Source organism: uncultured Turicimonas sp., from assembly GCF_902477955.1.
In the GTDB taxonomy this organism is placed as follows: domain Bacteria; phylum Pseudomonadota; class Gammaproteobacteria; order Burkholderiales; family Burkholderiaceae_F; genus Turicimonas.
In genome coordinates this window covers 1-14500 of record NZ_CABSJB010000052.1, presented here as the reverse complement: position 1 = coordinate 14500, position 14500 = coordinate 1, and the positions used below count along the sequence as shown (strand labels likewise).

Genomic DNA, 14500 nt, shown 5'->3' with positions numbered 1-14500 from the left:
CGATCGCTATGGAAGAAGGTCTTCGTTTCGCTATTCGTGAAGGCGGCCACACAGTAGGTGCTGGTGTTGTCTCCAAGATCGAAGGTTAATTTAGTCAAGTAATTTCGCGGGTCAGAAATGGCTTCTGACCCCTCGCTCTTTAAAGGATAAATAATGCAAAGCCAACGCATTCGTATTCGCCTCAAGGCATTTGATTACAAGTTGATCGATCAATCCGCTCTTGAGATTGTTGACACTGCCAAGAGAACCGGCGCTTTAGTTAGAGGTCCAGTTCCTCTTCCTACAAGAATTCAGCGCTTCGATATTCTCCGCAGCCCACACGTCAACAAGACAAGCCGTGATCAGCTTGAAATCAGAACTCATCAAAGATTGATGGACATCATCGATCCGACTGATAAAACAGTTGACGCTTTGATGAAACTCGACTTGCCTGCTGGCGTCGATGTCGAAATTAAAGTTCAGTAATACTTGACTGAAACCGAGAGCCTCCATATTTATGGGGGCTTTTTTTTCACTCGATGAATTTTTAAACTCTCACACTAAAAGGGAGCAGCATCTAATGCTTGGAATTCATTGCTGAGGCATCAATAGCAGATTTTCTGTGACGTGTTAGACCAAGAATACTTACTGCAAGCAAGATTAAAATGGCTCCTCCTACCATCGCTCTATCCAAAGCAATCTTAAAGAGAAGGTAAGAGAGGATTACAGTCGTTAAAGGTTCAACTGTTTCAAGAACACCGGTTACAGTAGGATTAATTTTGCTTGCGCTCAGCAGATAACATAGATAGGCCAAGATGTGGCCTACGACACTGACGCACAAAATCGCTAATATAAATAAAGTCGTCCATTCCAGCCGGACGCTCCAAAAAGGCACATAGCAGTTAGCTAAGATAGTGGCCATCGTCATTGCCCACGCCATAACAACAACCGGGTCAAAACGCTCTATAAGATTTCGGGACTGCAAGGTATAGCAAGCGCTAAAAAACGGGGCACCCAATCCGACAAGAGTATCGACTGCATTAAACGACAGGCTGGAAAAATTTCCTTTAGTGACTAGTAAAGCTATTCCGGTGACCGCCATTACGCTGCATAAGAATTGTTTGATTGTTGGCATAGAGCCAAGAAAACAAAGAAGCAGCATGATAAAGAATGGACGATTTGAGGCAAGAACTGCTGCTGTCGCAGCGTTGGTCCCCTTTACACAGGAGAAAAAAGCAACTTCTGTACCAAGAATAAGGCAACCGAATACTATCAGGGAAAAAGAACTGTGTATTGAGCGGAGCGGAACAAAAAACTTCTGGGGTCTAGTGGCAAGACAATAAAAAATTAGTACCGCTGAGGTAATAACCATTGTTAAAGAAATGAATGCTGGCGGCTCCATTTGACAGTTGTGAAGAAGAAATTGGGAGGCAATATCCATTAAGCCCCACAAGATGCCGGAGGCTACACCGAGGACTAAGCCTATAGTTCTGATATTCATACCGTCTACACATTTCAATCCTTTCCGATTTTAGGAGGAGTGAAAAGACAACTCATTGAAAGGTAAGTATTACGGGCACACTACCATGCCGAACTATTTGTGATTCCTTATCCGCGATTGCTCATCGTATTGATGAAGAAAACCTTGAGAGCTGAAACGAAGCTGCAGGTCTTAATGTTTGGAAGAAAAAGTCCTCTTGATGTTGTTTGAGGCGCCAGCTGGCGTGCCTTTGAAAGGATTGAGGAATTATTTTCTTGTAGGTCAGTAAAACGATCTGGATCGAAGATGACGTTTACATCAAGATGTTTGGAAGAAAATTTGCTCCAGATCCAACGGAAAGCACTGCCTCGCAGGAGCTCAGAAGGATTTGAAAATTTTTTGCTTGTAGTTCAGTAAAGACCAAAGATGAAGACTGTCTCTGAGAATTTGAAAAAATAAACTTCAAACGTTCCGTTTAAAATTACTGGGAGTGGTTCCGAAAACTTTTTTAAAAGCTACAATGAATGAAGAAGGATTCAGGAAACCTGCTTCGTAGGCGGCTTCTTCAACAGTCTTCCCTTTTCGTAATTCGCTTATTCCGACCCATAATTTGATTTGGCCGATCCACTCGGCAAAGGTTAATCCCGTATTTTCAAGAAGCCTTCGCCTCAAGGTTCTTTCGGAGATATTCATGGCTTTTGCTACGTCCGTGGCAGTTTTGTTCCGGCAATCGGCATCAGAGATAAATTGTTCAGTTAAACGACGAAGTTCTGGATTTAAAGGAAGCGGAGCGAAGATTTTTGGCAGTACAGTAGATAGAGAGAGTTCATGGACTATAACTTCCCAGAGCTTGCTTGAATGGTTGGAGTCACCGTACTTTATTTTTTTCTGAGATACGTGCTTAAGCATTTCCAAAGTCATGGAGTTCAGCACGAGTCTCTGAGGTATATTTGGTAGTAATGAAGAAAATTGAGGATCAAAGTGTGCAAAAAGGACTTGCGCATTTGAGCTGAGAACTCCGCAATGATAAGTTCCAGCTGGACACCATGCAGCGCAAGCAACCGGAACTCCCCAATATCCTTCTTGAAGCACAATTCCTGCATGGCCATTTAAAGTTATACTGAGCTGTCCGGTGGTGTGCCGATGCAGCTTCGGAGGAGAAGCTTCCTCCGTCATCTGCTCAATTAAGAAAGATTCGGCAGAGATGGAGGAAGAATCTGGATCAAACTCTTTTGGCCATTTTGCAGGAAAAGGCTTTGTCATAGTTTAGGGAACCTTGTACTTTAAGTTGTGGCAATTGGCACAAACGTTTTTACTTTGCTCATGTCCTCTATGGCATTCTTGGCAATCCGTATTAACTAAGTGATTGTAATGGGGATCAGGATCAAGTTTTTTGTCTTTTGTTTTTGCCGCTATATTTTCTAAAGTTCCATGGCATTGGACGCACTTTCCAGAAGAGACTTCTGCACCTTGTTTGGAAGCTTGTGTTTCATGGCACGCAGTACAATTAACACTCTTTGTCACGTGCCTATCGGCAAGGAAAGAATCTTGAGCCATAGCCGGCAAAGCGATCAAAAGAGAAGCTAAGAGAAGAACCAAATTTTTTCGCATTTTTTACTCCTTAATTTTGTTCTTTTGCTCTAAGAGCGGCGTTTCTTCCTGCTACGCGTCCGAAAACCATGCAGCCGCCTAATTGGTTCCCGCCAATGTCATCCTGATACCACACTCCGCCTGCGGCAGCACCTGCTGCGTAGAGTCCGGGAATAGTACGGTTTTCTGTGTTTACCACTTCAGCTTTTCCGTTAATCTTTGGACCACCAAAAGTGCTGGCAATGCCGCCGGCAGCCGGAATCATGTAATAAGGCCCAGTTTCCAATGCGTGCGGTTCGTCATAGGAATAAGGCGGGACCAGATCCTTGCACTTACCTTTTTTGACAGCGGTATTAAATTCTTTTACGGTCGCTAAAAGATTGTTAACCGGAACGCCGGCCTTTTTCGCCACTTCTTCAATGGTGTTTCCTGATGGAACTTCGTAACCGAGGCGACGGAAACGAGTCAGAGTGTTCGTAAGAATATTTGAATTCTTATCGGCGTCTTGGCCGATCAACATATAAGAGATATTGTCAGGCGTTCTTTCAGCAATTGCTTTGGCTTTTGGCACCTGCAACCATGTTTCTTCCACAAATCGTTTGCCTTGATTGTTAACTTGGATACCGTAGCCAGCATGCATTAATGGAGAGGGATTCGCTTTTCCGGTCGGTGTCATAGGACCAGCATAGAATTGATCCAGATTAACTAGTTTGGCCATGACTTTTTGAGTCATTGTGATGTTCTCTCCTGTAATCCACGGCGAACCGCGCAAAACTAATCTAGATGCCCACGGACCAATGAACTGAGTGACCATTGCTTGATTTGCAGCGTAGCCTCCCGTGGTGAGAATAACTCCACCTTTAGCCAAATACTCAACTCTTTTGTCTTTTGTCAGGCACACTACGCCTTTCACATTTAATAAATCGTCGGTAATTAATTCGATAGCTTTGGTGTTGTAGTGAATTGGCACACCTTTCTTTTCTAATGCTTTTAAGACACAGCGAACTAATTGTGAGCCGCCGGTGATTCCATCTCCTGGTGAGATAAGGCAGCGTGAAAGTTCAGGAGCCGGAAGGTTCTCCCATAGATAGAAAGGAGTACCGTGACTGGCTAGCCAATCAACACCGTCTCCTGCCTCTTCTGCGTAAACTTTGATGCATTCAGGATCACTGCGATATCCCGATAGCTTCATCATGTCATTGAAAAAGGCTTCTTTTGAATCTGGATGATCCTTTTGGAATTTGCTGCCAACACAAGCAATCCATCCGGAGGAGTAGATGGTAGTGCCGTCAGGCCGGTTCATTTTTTCGATAAGGACAACTTTTGCGCCTTTTTCTGCAGCCTCCAAGGCTGCACAAAGTCCGGCAAAACCTGCGCCAACTACTACAACGTCCCATTCGTTCTGAGAGGATGTGGCTTGTGCACGGGCCAAGGTCGGAAGGCCACCGGCAGCCAGAAGAATAGGAGCCGCTTTAAATAAACTTCTTCTTTTCATTGTATTCTCCAGGGGATTTAACGAACACAATAAAATTCTAGAAATGCCTGGAAACTGAAACAATTGGACAATCGGACAACCGATATCTCTAAACGGACAAAGGAAGTATTCGGAAGTCTTGAAATAAACATTATTGGAAGACTTTTGGTCCGGCTGATATCCGAATTTCCGAGAGAGATTCACGAGAATGAGAGGTGAGAGAATCGTCTTGACTAAGTATTACCGAACGGCCAGGATTAGCCAGAAAAAATCGGCCTGTGTAACGACAGACAGACCGATTGAATTGGTGTGAAATTTGAGATAAGACTATTTGAAAAAGCTATTGAATTATGCTGGCTTTGAGATAGTCGTCAACTATTCGGAGCTTACCCTCTAAATTTTTAGTATATGCAACTTTACGATGGTCTTCATCCATTAAAACTGCCATCAAATCAGGGTGCTTTTTTAAATAGTTGATAGCTTCATCCCAACCCATAACAAAAAGGGCTGTGCATAACGCATCTGCAGTGGCAGAGTTCTTGTGGTAAATAGTGACCGAAGAGAGAGTTGCGCGAACAGGCTTGCCAGTTAAAGGATTTAAAAGATGGTGGTATTTGACGCCGTCTTGAACAAAGAATTTTTCGTAGTCACCCGAGGTCACTATGGAGGCGTTGTCTACCGGAAGAACAGCAAAATAATAGCCTCGATCTTTAGCTGGGGTCTGGAGACCGACTCTCCAGGGTTGATTTTCCCCGTTAGTTCCGCTGCCAATAATGTTTCCTCCAAAACTAAGCAAAGAATCTGAGCAGCCGTTCTTTAAAAGAACTTCCATAACTTTATCGGCGATATAACCTTTTCCAATTGCTCCGAGCGTTATCTCTTGGTTAGGGCCAATTTTGGCGTAATTTTTGCCGTCTTCTGTTTTTACCTCTATGGAAGAATAACCGACATTTTTTAAAGCTTTTTTGATTTCTTCTTTACTCGGGATCCTATGCGTGTCCTGATCTACGCTCCACAATTTCACTAATGCCCCGACAGTTGGATCATAGGTTCCATGAGTTTCAGAAGAAATCTTATTGGATAGTTTCAGGACTTCTGCTGTCTCTTTAGAAACTTCTACCCAGGATCCTGCGTGTTTTCCTAATTTAGAAATATCACTGTCCGGATCGTAAGCTGATAATAGATATTCCAGTCTTCTGGTTTCATCATTAACTAGTTTATGGCAAAAGTTAGCTTTCTCTTCAGAGGCTGCTTTGACCTGAGAAGTGACGATGGTTCCAATTGCCCAAGTCGTATTGGGATAAACCTTTTGTTCCGGTTCGGAAGAGGCAGCAAAAGGGCTGCTTGCAATGAGAAGTAAAGATAGAAAAATAAGTTTTTTCATCGTGAAGGGGAATTTTTTGCCGAATATTTTGAGGATTATAAAAACTCGAAGGTTCTGAAGAAGAATGCCAAAATTCAAAATGTTTCGAAAGGATATCTTCGCAAAGTTCGACAGCTAGCCTATTTTCTTGGTTTTTGCAATAGAAAATTTTAAACGGTTGTGACAAATTATTAATAAATCAACGTAGCTATTTGCAAATAAAGAAAAAAAAGAATATGATCGCCACTTTCGTGATCGCCTCAACCTTTTGGCGATTATTTTTTCAATGAATGTCCTGGTCAATCGTAACCAGGGTGGAGATAACAATGAGTGAGAAGCTCGGCTTAGTCGGTCGTAAGATTGGCATGACGCGCATCTTTACTGAGGAAGGTGTTTCCGTCCCAGTAACAGTGCTCGACGTGTCTAACAACCGTATTACCCAGATTAAGACGGTTGAGACTGATGGCTATAACGCTGTTCAAGTCGCTTTTGGTTCTAAGAAACCATCACGCGTGAGCAAACCTCTCAAGGGTCAGTTTGCAAAAGCTGGCGTTGAAGCAGGTTCCATGCTCAAAGAATTCCATGTTGAAGATGACAAGATTGGCGAAATGAAAGTTGGCCAAACTCTTCCTATCGATATGTTCACAGTTGGTCAGAAAGTTGACGTAACTGGTACAACAATCGGTAAGGGTTTTGCTGGCGCTATCAAACGTCATCATTTCTCTTCAAACCGTGCCAGCCACGGTAACTCCGTGTCTACAAATGCTCCTGGTTCTATTGGTAACCGCCAAGATCCGGGCCGCGTTTTCCCAGGTAAGCGTATGGCAGGTCACTTAGGTGATGTCCAACGCACAACTCAGAATTTGATTATCGCCCGCGTAGATCCTGAACGTCAGTTGATCTTGGTTCGCGGCGCCGTTCCGGGCGCTTCTAACGGCGAAATCATTATTCGTCCAGCCATCAAGGCTAAAGCTTAAAGGAGCGATTAATGGAACTGACAGTATTGAACGATCAGGGCCAGCAGACCGCAACCTTTGCGGCTAGCGATGCCTTGTTTGCCCGTTTATATAACGAAGCACTCGTACACCAAGTTGTAGTTGCCTATCAGGCAAATGCTCGTCTTGGCACACGTGCTCAATTGAATCGTGAAGCAGTACACCACTCTACACGCAAACCATGGCGCCAGAAAGGTACAGGCCGTGCCCGTGCTGGTATGTCTTCTTCTCCAGTTTGGCGTGGAGGCGGCAGAGCTTTCCCGAATACACCTGACGAAAACTTCTCTCAGAAGATCAACAAGAAAATGGTTCGCGGCGCTATGGCCTGCATTTTCTCCAGACTTGCTGAAGAAGGCCGTTTGGTTGTTGTAGACAGCATGGATGTAGATACACCAAAGACTAAGAACTTCGCTAACAAGTTAAAAGCTATGGGTGTTGATAACGCATTGATCATCACTAAGGAAATCAGCTCTAACTTAGATTTAGCCAGCCGCAACCTTAAGAACATTTGGGTTGTCGAACCGCGCTATGCCGATCCGCTGTCACTGATCTTCTTTAAGAAGGTTATCGTTACTAAGGATGCTGTTGCAACTCTTGAGGAGATGTGGGGATGAGCAAAGATTTTCTTTACAAGGTTATCCTCGGCTCCATCGTCTCTGAAAAGAGCACGATGATTGGCGAAAAGAATAATCAATATGCCTTCCAGGTTGTTCCCGAAGCAACAAAGGAAGATGTCAAAGCAGCTGTTGAATTACTTTTCAAAGTAAATGTCAAGAGTGTTAACATCCTGAACGAAAAAGGTAAGCAGAAACGCTTCGGACGTTTCGAAGGCAAGCGCAACGATGTTCGCAAAGCCTATGTTTGCTTGGCCGAAGGTCAGGAAATTAACTTCGCACAAGAGGTGAAGTAATGGCTCTGGTCAAACTTAAACCAACATCCGCAGGTCGTCGTCACGCAGTTAAGGTCGTGAACCCTGACTTGCATAAAGGCAAACCGTACGCTCCATTGGTTGAAAAGAAAAACCGTGGATCCGGTAGAAACAATTTCGGCCGTATCACTGTCCGTCACCAAGGCGGCGGTCATAAGAAGGCCTATAGAATTATCGACTTCAAGCGTGATAAAGATGGTATTCCAGCTATCGTTGAGCGCATTGAATACGATCCAAACCGCTCTGCAAATATCGCTCTCGTTCTCTACAAAGACGGCGAAAGAAGATACATCATCGCTCCTAAGGGCTTGAAAGCCGGCGATGAAATCATGAGCGGACAGGAAGCTCCTATCAAAGCAGGTAACGCACTTCCTTTACGTAACATTCCGGTTGGTACAACAATCCACAACATCGAAATGAAGCCGGGCAAAGGTGCTCAGATGGTTAGAAGTGCCGGTGCATTCGCTCAGTTATTGGCTCGCGAAGGTGCATACGCTCAGATTCGTCTTCGTTCCGGTGAAGTTCGCCGCATTTTGATTGAATGTCGTGCAACAGTCGGTACAGTTGGCAACGAAGAAAACAGCCTCCGTGAGCTCGGTAAAGCCGGTGCTAAGCGTTGGCGCGGTGTTCGTCCGACAGTCCGCGGTGTTGTAATGAACCCGGTTGATCACCCGCATGGTGGTGGTGAAGGCCGTACAGGTACAGGTCGCGCACCTGTAACTCCTTGGGGCCAGCTCACCAAGGGTTATCGTACTCGTAATAACAAACGTACGGACAACATGATTGTGTCCCGTCGTTATCGTAAGTAAGGGGGCCTGAATGTCTCGTTCGCTTAAGAAGGGACCGTTCGTTGACGGGTCCTTACTGAGAAAGGTCGAAGCTGCTCAAGCTAGCCGTGACAAACGTCCTATTAAGACATGGTCACGTCGTTCGACAATTCTCCCAGAATTCATCGGCTTAACAATTGCTGTCCACAATGGTCGTCAGCACGTGCCGGTATTTATTAACGAAAATATGGTTGGCCATAAGTTGGGTGAGTTTGCTCTTACCCGTACTTTCAAGGGCCACGCAGCCGATAAGAAGGCTGTTGCAGCTAAGAGGTAATGTAAATGGAAACCACAGCAATTGTACGTGGAGTTCGCCTCTCGGCACAAAAGGGCCGTTTGGTTGCTGATCTTGTCCGCGGCAAACCCGTTGACAAGGCTTTAAATATTCTTTCTTTCACACAGAAGAAGGCTGCCGGAATCGTCGGTAAAGCATTGGAATCTGCTATTGCTAACGCAGAACACAACTTCGGTGCTGACATCGATGAGCTCCGTGTTACTTCTATCTATGTTGAAAAGGCCGCTACTCTGCGTCGTTTCTCTGCTAGAGCTAAAGGCCGCGGTGCACGTATCGGTAAGCAGACTTGCCACATCTATGTGACAGTTGGCGATACTCCGGTCAAGAAATAACAGGTGACGTATGGGACAGAAAATTAATCCAACAGGCTTCCGCCTTCCTGTAACACACGACTGGACCTCTCGTTGGTATGCTACTGGCCGCGATTTTTCCCGCACTTTAGCAGAAGACTTGAAGGTTCGTGAGTACTTGGGTGAAAAGCTCAAAAACGCCTTTGTCGGCCGCATTCTTATCGAACGTCCGGCTAAGAATGCCAAGATTACTATTTACTCTGCTCGTCCAGGTATGGTAATCGGCAAGAAGGGTGAAGAAATCGAAGTTTTGAAGTCTGCCATCCAGAAGATTATGGGCGTTCCAGTCCATATCAACATCGAAGAAATCCGCCGCCCGGATTTGGATGCACAGTTGATTGCTGACGGTATTACTCAGCAGTTAGAAAAGCGTGTCATGTTCCGCCGTGCAATGAAGCGCGCAATGCAGAACGCAATGCGTCTCGGCGCACAAGGTATCAAGATCATGTCCTCCGGCCGTTTGAACGGTGCTGAAATCGCCCGTACAGAATGGTACCGCGAAGGTCGTGTTCCTCTTCATACTTTGAAGGCTGACATTGACTACGGTTTCTCCGAAGCCAATACTACTTACGGTATTATCGGCGTTAAGGTTTGGGTCTACAAAGGCGATAACCTTGGCCGTGATGCAGTTCAAGAAGCACCGGCTCCGGAACGTGAAGACCGTCGCAACCGCCGTCCAGCCAAACCAGCTGGCCGTCGTTCCCGTAAAAACGCCGAAGGCGCAAAGAGCGAAGGCAGACAGCGTCAGCAGAAACCTGCTGCAGCCGAAGCTCCAGCTAAAGAAGGTGAATAACGATGCTTCAACCAAATAGAACAAAGTACCGTAAAGACCAGAAGGGCCGTAACTACGGTTTGGCTCAGAGAGGCGCAAAAGTCTCCTTCGGTTCTTTCGGTTTGAAAGTTACAGAACGCGGTCGTCTGACAGCCCGTCAGATTGAAGCAGCACGTCGTGCTATTACTCGTCACATTAAACGTGGCGGTCGCGTTTGGATCCGCGTGTTCCCGGACAAACCAATCTCCAGCAAACCTGCTGAAGTCCGTATGGGTAACGGTAAAGGTAATCCGGAATACTGGGTAGCCTTGGTACAACCGGGCCGTGTTATTTATGAATTAGACGGTGTTGATGAAGAGTTGGCTAGAGAAGCTTTCCGCTTAGCAGCTGCTAAGTTGCCTTTGAAGTCTATTTTCGTTACACGCCAAATCGGCCAGTAAGGAGATAGTAAATGAAGGCTAAAGATAAAGACTTACGTGCTATGGACATGGACGGTCTCAAGAAAGAACTTCAAGAGCTTTTGAAAGCTCAGTTCAATCTTCGCATCCAAAAGTCCCACCAGCAGCTTCAGAATACAAGTCTTATTAGAAAGACTCGTCGTGAAATTGCTCGTGTCCGCACCATCATGACTCAAAAGGCAGCTTCCAAATGAGCGAAACAAAACTTCAACGCACATTGATCGGTAAAGCTACCAGCACAAAGATGGATAAAACCGTCACTGTATTGGTAGAACGCAAAGTCAAGCATCCGATCGGAAAAATTGTCATCAAGAGCAAGAAGTATCATGTTCATGATGAAAACAACGATGTGAGAGAAGGCGATATCGTTGAAATCGCAGAAACAACCCCGATTTCTCGTACGAAATCCTGGAAAGTTTCTAAGATTATCGAAAGAGCTGTAATCATCTAAGTTGTAACAAAAAATCAGAAGAGCTTGCAACTATATCTTTGATTAGATATAATTGCGGCTCTTTTGATTTATAGGCAAACCTATAGGTCTTTACTGGGGAATCAGATCAATGGAGCTCCTTCAACCCTTTTTGAAGGCTTCGCGAAATTGTGATGAGGACTCTTCTCCCGGACGGGACCAATACTATCCGAGGACATTTTGTCAAACTTGGAATAAGTTGGGAATATTAAAACATGATTCAGATGCAATCTAATTTGAGCGTAGCCGACAACACCGGCGCACGTTCAGTACAGTGTATTAAAGTGTTGGGCGGCTCTAAGCGCCGTTATGCAAACATTGGCGACATTATCAAAGTGACCGTCAAAGAAGCCGCTCCCCGTGGGCGTGTAAAGAAGGGCGAAGTCTACAGTGCTGTCGTGGTTAGAACTGCCAAAGGCGTACGCCGCCAAGATGGTTCTTCCATTTCTTTCGACGGTAACGCAGCTGTCCTGCTTAACAACAAACTCGAACCGATCGGAACTCGTATCTTCGGGCCAGTTACACGCGAATTGCGTACTGAGCGCTTCATGAAGATCGTTTCATTGGCTCCTGAAGTTCTTTAAGGAGAACAGAATGCAACGTATTCGTAAAGGTGATGAAGTTATCGTTATCACCGGCCGCGATAAAGGTAAAAAAGGTACAGTGACTCAGGTGCATCACGACGGTAAAGTTACCGTAGAAGGCATCAACATTGTTAAAAAGCACGTTAAGCCGAATCCTATGCTTGGTCAGGCTGGCGGTATTATGGACAAGACACTCCCAATCGACGCTTCCAACGTCATGCTTGTCAATCCTAAGACTGGCAAGGGCGACAGAGTTGGTTTCAACGTAGTTGACGGCAAGAAAGTTCGCGTCTTCAAGAGTGACGGCTCCACAGTTGGCGCAACAGCATAAGAGGTCTTAACAAATGTCTCGTTTTCAGAAGAAATACCTTGAAGAAGTCGTTCCGGCTTTGACAAAAGAATTCGGTTACAAGACCACTATGGAAGTTCCACGTATCACCAAGATTACTCTTAACATGGGTGTCGGTGATGCAGTTACTGACAAGAAGCTTGTAGATCACGCTGTTGAAGATTTGACCAAGATCTCCGGTCAAAAACCAGTTGTCACCAAAACAAGAAAGGCTATTGCGAACTTCAAGATTCGTGAAAATATGCCGATCGGCTGCATGGTTACATTGCGCGGCGAACGTATGTATGAATTCCTTGACCGCTTAGTCACAATCGCTTTCCCGCGTGTTCGTGACTTCCGTGGTGTTAGCCCACGTGCCTTCGACGGCCGCGGCAACTACAACGTAGGTTTGAAGGAACAGATTATTTTCCCGGAAATTGAATACGACAAGATCGACAAACTCCGTGGTTTAAATATCAGCATTACAACAACAGCCAAAACTGACAAGGAAGCCAAAGCACTTTTAGGCGCCTTTAAGTTTCCATTCCGCAACTAAGCGAGGTGATTTAATTGGCAAAGCTTGCTTTAATTAACCGTGAACTCAAGCGCCAAGCTTGCGCACAGAAGTTCGCCGCAAAACGTAAAGAACTTAAAGATATTATTAACGATGCTACCCGCTCGATGGAAGAGCGCATGGAAGCTCGCACCGCTCTTCAAGCATTACCACGTAATGCCAGCCCATGCCGTCAGCGCAACCGCTGCGGTTTAACAGGCCGTCCACGTGGCACATTCCGTAAATTCGGTTTGGCTAGAAGCAAGATTCGCGATGCAGCTATGCATGGTGACATTCCCGGCCTGACTAAGGCCAGCTGGTAAGCGAGGAGATTACAAAATGAGTATGAGTGATCCGATCGCCGACATGCTGACCCGCATTCGCAATGGTCAGACAGTGGACAAGGCGGAAGTAACAATGCCATCTTCCAAGTTGAAGGTTGCAATTGCTAAAGTTTTAGAAGACGAAGGTTATATCTCTGGTTACACAGTTGATGCCAACGAAGGCAAACCAGTTCTTCACATCGGTTTGAAGTATTACGCCGGCCGTCCGGTTATTGAACGCATCGAACGCGTTTCTCGTCCTGGACTCCGCGTTTACAAGAACCACTTGACTATTCCACAAGTCATGAACGGTTTAGGCGTTGCTATCGTCTCCACTCCAAAGGGAGTTATGACAGATCGCAAGGCACGTGAAGCCGGTATTGGCGGCGAAGTTCTTTGCTACGTCGCTTAATCGTGAGGAGGAATAATGTCTCGTGTAGCTAAAATTCCGGTAACAATCGCCAAAGGCGTTGAAGCCAAAATTGAAAATGGTGTAATCACCATCAAAGGCCCAAAAGGTACATTGACCCAGAAGCTTGACCCACGCGTTGAAGTCAAGGTTGAAGACGGTCATGTCCACTTTAAAGCATTAGATCAGAGCAAAGAAGCTAACGCAATGAGCGGTACACTTCGCGCTTTGGTCAACTCCATGAACAAGGGTGTTTCCGTTGGCTGGTCCAAGAAACTCCTTCTTGTTGGTGTGGGTTATCGTGCACAGGCTCAGGGCGACAAGCTCAACCTGTCACTGGGTTTCTCTCATCCGGTTGTCTATCAAATGCCTGCCGGTACAAAGGTAGAAACTCCGACCCAGACTGAAATTGTGATCCACGGTGCAGACAAGCAACAAGTCGGTCAAGTTGCTGCTGAAATCCGCGCTTTCCGTTCTCCTGAACCTTATAAGGGCAAGGGCGTTCGCTACGCTGATGAACACGTGATCATTAAAGAAACTAAGAAGAAATAATCGTACGGAGTCTTAAAGTGATCGACAAGAAAGCAAATCGTCTGCGCCGTGCTCGTGCAACACGTGCACGTATCAGACACATGAACGTTAATCGTTTAACCGTTCATCGTACAAATTTACATATTTACGCACAGATTATTTCTGCCGACGGTAAGAACGTTCTGTGTGCTGCCTCTACTCTCGAACCTGAAGTAAGAGCTGAATTGGCAGGTGTAAGCGGAAAGGGCGGCAATGTCAATGCTGCTAAGCTCATCGGTACACGCATTGCTGAAAAGGCAAAGAAAGCCGGTATCGAAAGCTGCGCATTCGACCGTGCTGGTTATAGTTATCATGGCCGTGTTGCTGCGTTAGCAGAAGCTGCTCGCGAAGCCGGTCTCAAGTTCTAAGGAAATAAAATGGCAAAAGTACCAGCTAAAGGCGCTGCAGCCGAGGAACAGGACGACGGCATTCGCGAAAAAATGATTGCTGTAAACCGCGTCACCAAAGTTGTTAAAGGCGGTCGTATTCTCGGCTTTGCTGCTTTAACAGTTGTTGGCGACGGAGACGGCGGCATCGGTATGGGTAAAGGAAAATCTCGTGAAGTTCCTGTATCCGTTCAGAAGGCTATGGATCAAGCCCGTCATTCCATGGAAAGAATTCCATTGAAGAACGGCACAATTCATCACTCAGTAGTCGGCCACCATGGCGCTTCCCGCGTTATGCTTCTTCCGGCTCCTCAAGGTACCGGTATCATCGCCGGCGGCCCGATGCGTGCTGTATTCGATGCAATGA

At 45.8% G+C, this 14500-nt stretch carries 24 protein-coding genes and 1 pseudogene; 20 read left to right on the top strand and 5 right to left on the bottom strand.

All coding sequences use genetic code 11. The features are described 5' to 3' along the window. Together RDK53_RS11365 and rpsJ are read left to right on the top strand one after the other, a co-directional pair. Positions 1-89, top strand: a pseudogene (locus RDK53_RS11365) (elongation factor Tu); the annotation flags it as partial. Between the two features lie 64 nt (positions 90-153). Further along, positions 154-465: a 30S ribosomal protein S10 gene (rpsJ, locus tag RDK53_RS11360; protein ID WP_066594877.1), complete on the top strand. Its 312-nt coding sequence runs from the start codon at positions 154-156 to the stop codon at positions 463-465. 91 nt (positions 466-556) lie between these two features. Here rpsJ and RDK53_RS11355 read toward each other — a convergent pair whose 3' ends face one another. From RDK53_RS11355 to RDK53_RS11335, 5 genes are all read right to left on the bottom strand, one after another. Continuing rightward, a complete protein-coding gene (locus RDK53_RS11355) occupies positions 557-1480 on the bottom strand; it encodes a DMT family transporter (RefSeq protein WP_308514955.1) in 924 nt (307 codons plus the stop codon). 441 nt (positions 1481-1921) lie between these two features. Beyond that, the gene (locus RDK53_RS11350) at positions 1922-2722 is read right to left on the bottom strand and encodes a helix-turn-helix transcriptional regulator (RefSeq protein WP_308514953.1); all 801 of its coding nucleotides are present in this window, start codon (positions 2720-2722) and stop codon (positions 1922-1924) included. Positions 2723-2725: 3 nt separating this feature from the next. Next, on the bottom strand, positions 2726-3070 hold the full coding sequence (locus RDK53_RS11345; protein WP_308514951.1) for a cytochrome c3 family protein: 345 nt from the start codon (positions 3068-3070) through the stop codon (positions 2726-2728). A 10-nt stretch (positions 3071-3080) separates the two neighbouring features. After that, positions 3081-4544 carry an FAD-dependent oxidoreductase gene (locus RDK53_RS11340; protein ID WP_308514949.1) on the bottom strand — a complete coding sequence of 488 codons (1464 nt, stop codon included), beginning with the start codon at positions 4542-4544 and terminating at the stop codon, positions 3081-3083. A gap of 319 nt (positions 4545-4863) precedes the next feature. Continuing rightward, positions 4864-5907 (bottom strand): FAD:protein FMN transferase, encoded by a 1044-nt coding sequence (locus RDK53_RS11335; protein WP_308514947.1) that lies wholly within the window; start codon positions 5905-5907, stop codon positions 4864-4866. A gap of 305 nt (positions 5908-6212) precedes the next feature. Between RDK53_RS11335 and rplC the strand changes: the two genes are divergently transcribed. The 18 genes from rplC to RDK53_RS11245 all read left to right on the top strand — a co-directional run. Next, the gene (rplC, locus tag RDK53_RS11330; protein WP_066594887.1) at positions 6213-6863 is read left to right on the top strand and encodes a 50S ribosomal protein L3; all 651 of its coding nucleotides are present in this window, start codon (positions 6213-6215) and stop codon (positions 6861-6863) included. A gap of 11 nt (positions 6864-6874) precedes the next feature. Continuing rightward, positions 6875-7495 carry a 50S ribosomal protein L4 gene (rplD, locus tag RDK53_RS11325; protein ID WP_066594889.1) on the top strand — a complete coding sequence of 207 codons (621 nt, stop codon included), beginning with the start codon at positions 6875-6877 and terminating at the stop codon, positions 7493-7495. Then, positions 7492-7791 carry a 50S ribosomal protein L23 gene (rplW, locus tag RDK53_RS11320; RefSeq protein ID WP_066594891.1) on the top strand — a complete coding sequence of 100 codons (300 nt, stop codon included), beginning with the start codon at positions 7492-7494 and terminating at the stop codon, positions 7789-7791. The genes rplD and rplW overlap by 4 nt, the downstream gene beginning before the upstream one ends. Continuing rightward, positions 7791-8618 carry a 50S ribosomal protein L2 gene (gene rplB / locus RDK53_RS11315; RefSeq protein ID WP_066594893.1) on the top strand — a complete coding sequence of 276 codons (828 nt, stop codon included), beginning with the start codon at positions 7791-7793 and terminating at the stop codon, positions 8616-8618. Before rplW ends, rplB begins: the two co-directional genes overlap by 1 nt. A 10-nt stretch (positions 8619-8628) precedes the next feature. Continuing rightward, a complete protein-coding gene (gene rpsS, locus RDK53_RS11310) occupies positions 8629-8913 on the top strand; it encodes a 30S ribosomal protein S19 (protein WP_066594895.1) in 285 nt (94 codons plus the stop codon). Positions 8914-8918: 5 nt separating this feature from the next. Then, entirely contained in the window at positions 8919-9263 is a 345-nt protein-coding gene (gene rplV, locus RDK53_RS11305; RefSeq protein ID WP_066594896.1) for a 50S ribosomal protein L22, read from the top strand. A gap of 10 nt (positions 9264-9273) precedes the next feature. After that, positions 9274-10074, top strand: a complete 801-nt coding sequence (rpsC, locus tag RDK53_RS11300; protein WP_308514942.1) for a 30S ribosomal protein S3 — start codon at positions 9274-9276, stop codon at positions 10072-10074. Between the two features lie 2 nt (positions 10075-10076). Then, on the top strand, positions 10077-10493 hold the full coding sequence (rplP, locus tag RDK53_RS11295; protein ID WP_066594902.1) for a 50S ribosomal protein L16: 417 nt from the start codon (positions 10077-10079) through the stop codon (positions 10491-10493). A gap of 11 nt (positions 10494-10504) precedes the next feature. Next, a complete protein-coding gene (gene rpmC / locus RDK53_RS11290) occupies positions 10505-10705 on the top strand; it encodes a 50S ribosomal protein L29 (protein ID WP_066594906.1) in 201 nt (66 codons plus the stop codon). Further along, positions 10702-10962: a 30S ribosomal protein S17 gene (gene rpsQ / locus RDK53_RS11285; protein ID WP_066594908.1), complete on the top strand. Its 261-nt coding sequence runs from the start codon at positions 10702-10704 to the stop codon at positions 10960-10962. Before rpmC ends, rpsQ begins: the two co-directional genes overlap by 4 nt. Positions 10963-11195: 233 nt before the next feature. After that, positions 11196-11564, top strand: a complete 369-nt coding sequence (rplN, locus tag RDK53_RS11280; RefSeq protein WP_066594909.1) for a 50S ribosomal protein L14 — start codon at positions 11196-11198, stop codon at positions 11562-11564. A 10-nt stretch (positions 11565-11574) separates the two neighbouring features. Beyond that, entirely contained in the window at positions 11575-11895 is a 321-nt protein-coding gene (rplX, locus tag RDK53_RS11275) for a 50S ribosomal protein L24 (protein ID WP_066594910.1), read from the top strand. A 13-nt stretch (positions 11896-11908) separates the two neighbouring features. Then, positions 11909-12448 carry a 50S ribosomal protein L5 gene (gene rplE / locus RDK53_RS11270; RefSeq protein WP_066594911.1) on the top strand — a complete coding sequence of 180 codons (540 nt, stop codon included), beginning with the start codon at positions 11909-11911 and terminating at the stop codon, positions 12446-12448. Between the two features lie 14 nt (positions 12449-12462). Continuing rightward, the gene (rpsN, locus tag RDK53_RS11265) at positions 12463-12768 is read left to right on the top strand and encodes a 30S ribosomal protein S14 (protein WP_066594912.1); all 306 of its coding nucleotides are present in this window, start codon (positions 12463-12465) and stop codon (positions 12766-12768) included. 16 nt (positions 12769-12784) lie between these two features. Then, complete coding sequence (rpsH, locus tag RDK53_RS11260; RefSeq protein WP_066594914.1) at positions 12785-13180, top strand: 30S ribosomal protein S8; 396 nt, start codon at positions 12785-12787, stop codon at positions 13178-13180. A gap of 15 nt (positions 13181-13195) precedes the next feature. After that, positions 13196-13729, top strand: coding sequence for a 50S ribosomal protein L6 (gene rplF / locus RDK53_RS11255; RefSeq protein WP_308514937.1), 534 nt, complete (start codon positions 13196-13198; stop codon positions 13727-13729). A gap of 20 nt (positions 13730-13749) precedes the next feature. Continuing rightward, on the top strand, positions 13750-14115 hold the full coding sequence (gene rplR / locus RDK53_RS11250) for a 50S ribosomal protein L18 (protein ID WP_066595996.1): 366 nt from the start codon (positions 13750-13752) through the stop codon (positions 14113-14115). Positions 14116-14124: 9 nt separating this feature from the next. Continuing rightward, on the top strand, positions 14125-14500 hold a 376-nt coding region (locus tag RDK53_RS11245; RefSeq protein ID WP_308514935.1), incomplete at its 3' end, for a 30S ribosomal protein S5.

Coding starts and splice junctions, on each gene's coding strand:
- rpsJ (WP_066594877.1), top strand. CDS start 154: ATGCAAAGCCAACGCATTCGTATTCGCCTCAAGGCATTTGATTACAAG.
- RDK53_RS11355 (WP_308514955.1), bottom strand. CDS start 1,480: ATGAATATCAGAACTATAGGCTTAGTCCTCGGTGTAGCCTCCGGCATC.
- RDK53_RS11350 (WP_308514953.1), bottom strand. CDS start 2,722: ATGACAAAGCCTTTTCCTGCAAAATGGCCAAAAGAGTTTGATCCAGAT.
- RDK53_RS11345 (WP_308514951.1), bottom strand. CDS start 3,070: ATGCGAAAAAATTTGGTTCTTCTCTTAGCTTCTCTTTTGATCGCTTTG.
- RDK53_RS11340 (WP_308514949.1), bottom strand. CDS start 4,544: ATGAAAAGAAGAAGTTTATTTAAAGCGGCTCCTATTCTTCTGGCTGCC.
- RDK53_RS11335 (WP_308514947.1), bottom strand. CDS start 5,907: ATGAAAAAACTTATTTTTCTATCTTTACTTCTCATTGCAAGCAGCCCT.
- rplC (WP_066594887.1), top strand. CDS start 6,213: ATGAGTGAGAAGCTCGGCTTAGTCGGTCGTAAGATTGGCATGACGCGC.
- rplD (WP_066594889.1), top strand. CDS start 6,875: ATGGAACTGACAGTATTGAACGATCAGGGCCAGCAGACCGCAACCTTT.
- rplW (WP_066594891.1), top strand. CDS start 7,492: ATGAGCAAAGATTTTCTTTACAAGGTTATCCTCGGCTCCATCGTCTCT.
- rplB (WP_066594893.1), top strand. CDS start 7,791: ATGGCTCTGGTCAAACTTAAACCAACATCCGCAGGTCGTCGTCACGCA.
- rpsS (WP_066594895.1), top strand. CDS start 8,629: ATGTCTCGTTCGCTTAAGAAGGGACCGTTCGTTGACGGGTCCTTACTG.
- rplV (WP_066594896.1), top strand. CDS start 8,919: ATGGAAACCACAGCAATTGTACGTGGAGTTCGCCTCTCGGCACAAAAG.
- rpsC (WP_308514942.1), top strand. CDS start 9,274: ATGGGACAGAAAATTAATCCAACAGGCTTCCGCCTTCCTGTAACACAC.
- rplP (WP_066594902.1), top strand. CDS start 10,077: ATGCTTCAACCAAATAGAACAAAGTACCGTAAAGACCAGAAGGGCCGT.
- rpmC (WP_066594906.1), top strand. CDS start 10,505: ATGAAGGCTAAAGATAAAGACTTACGTGCTATGGACATGGACGGTCTC.
- rpsQ (WP_066594908.1), top strand. CDS start 10,702: ATGAGCGAAACAAAACTTCAACGCACATTGATCGGTAAAGCTACCAGC.
- rplN (WP_066594909.1), top strand. CDS start 11,196: ATGATTCAGATGCAATCTAATTTGAGCGTAGCCGACAACACCGGCGCA.
- rplX (WP_066594910.1), top strand. CDS start 11,575: ATGCAACGTATTCGTAAAGGTGATGAAGTTATCGTTATCACCGGCCGC.
- rplE (WP_066594911.1), top strand. CDS start 11,909: ATGTCTCGTTTTCAGAAGAAATACCTTGAAGAAGTCGTTCCGGCTTTG.
- rpsH (WP_066594914.1), top strand. CDS start 12,785: ATGAGTATGAGTGATCCGATCGCCGACATGCTGACCCGCATTCGCAAT.
- rplF (WP_308514937.1), top strand. CDS start 13,196: ATGTCTCGTGTAGCTAAAATTCCGGTAACAATCGCCAAAGGCGTTGAA.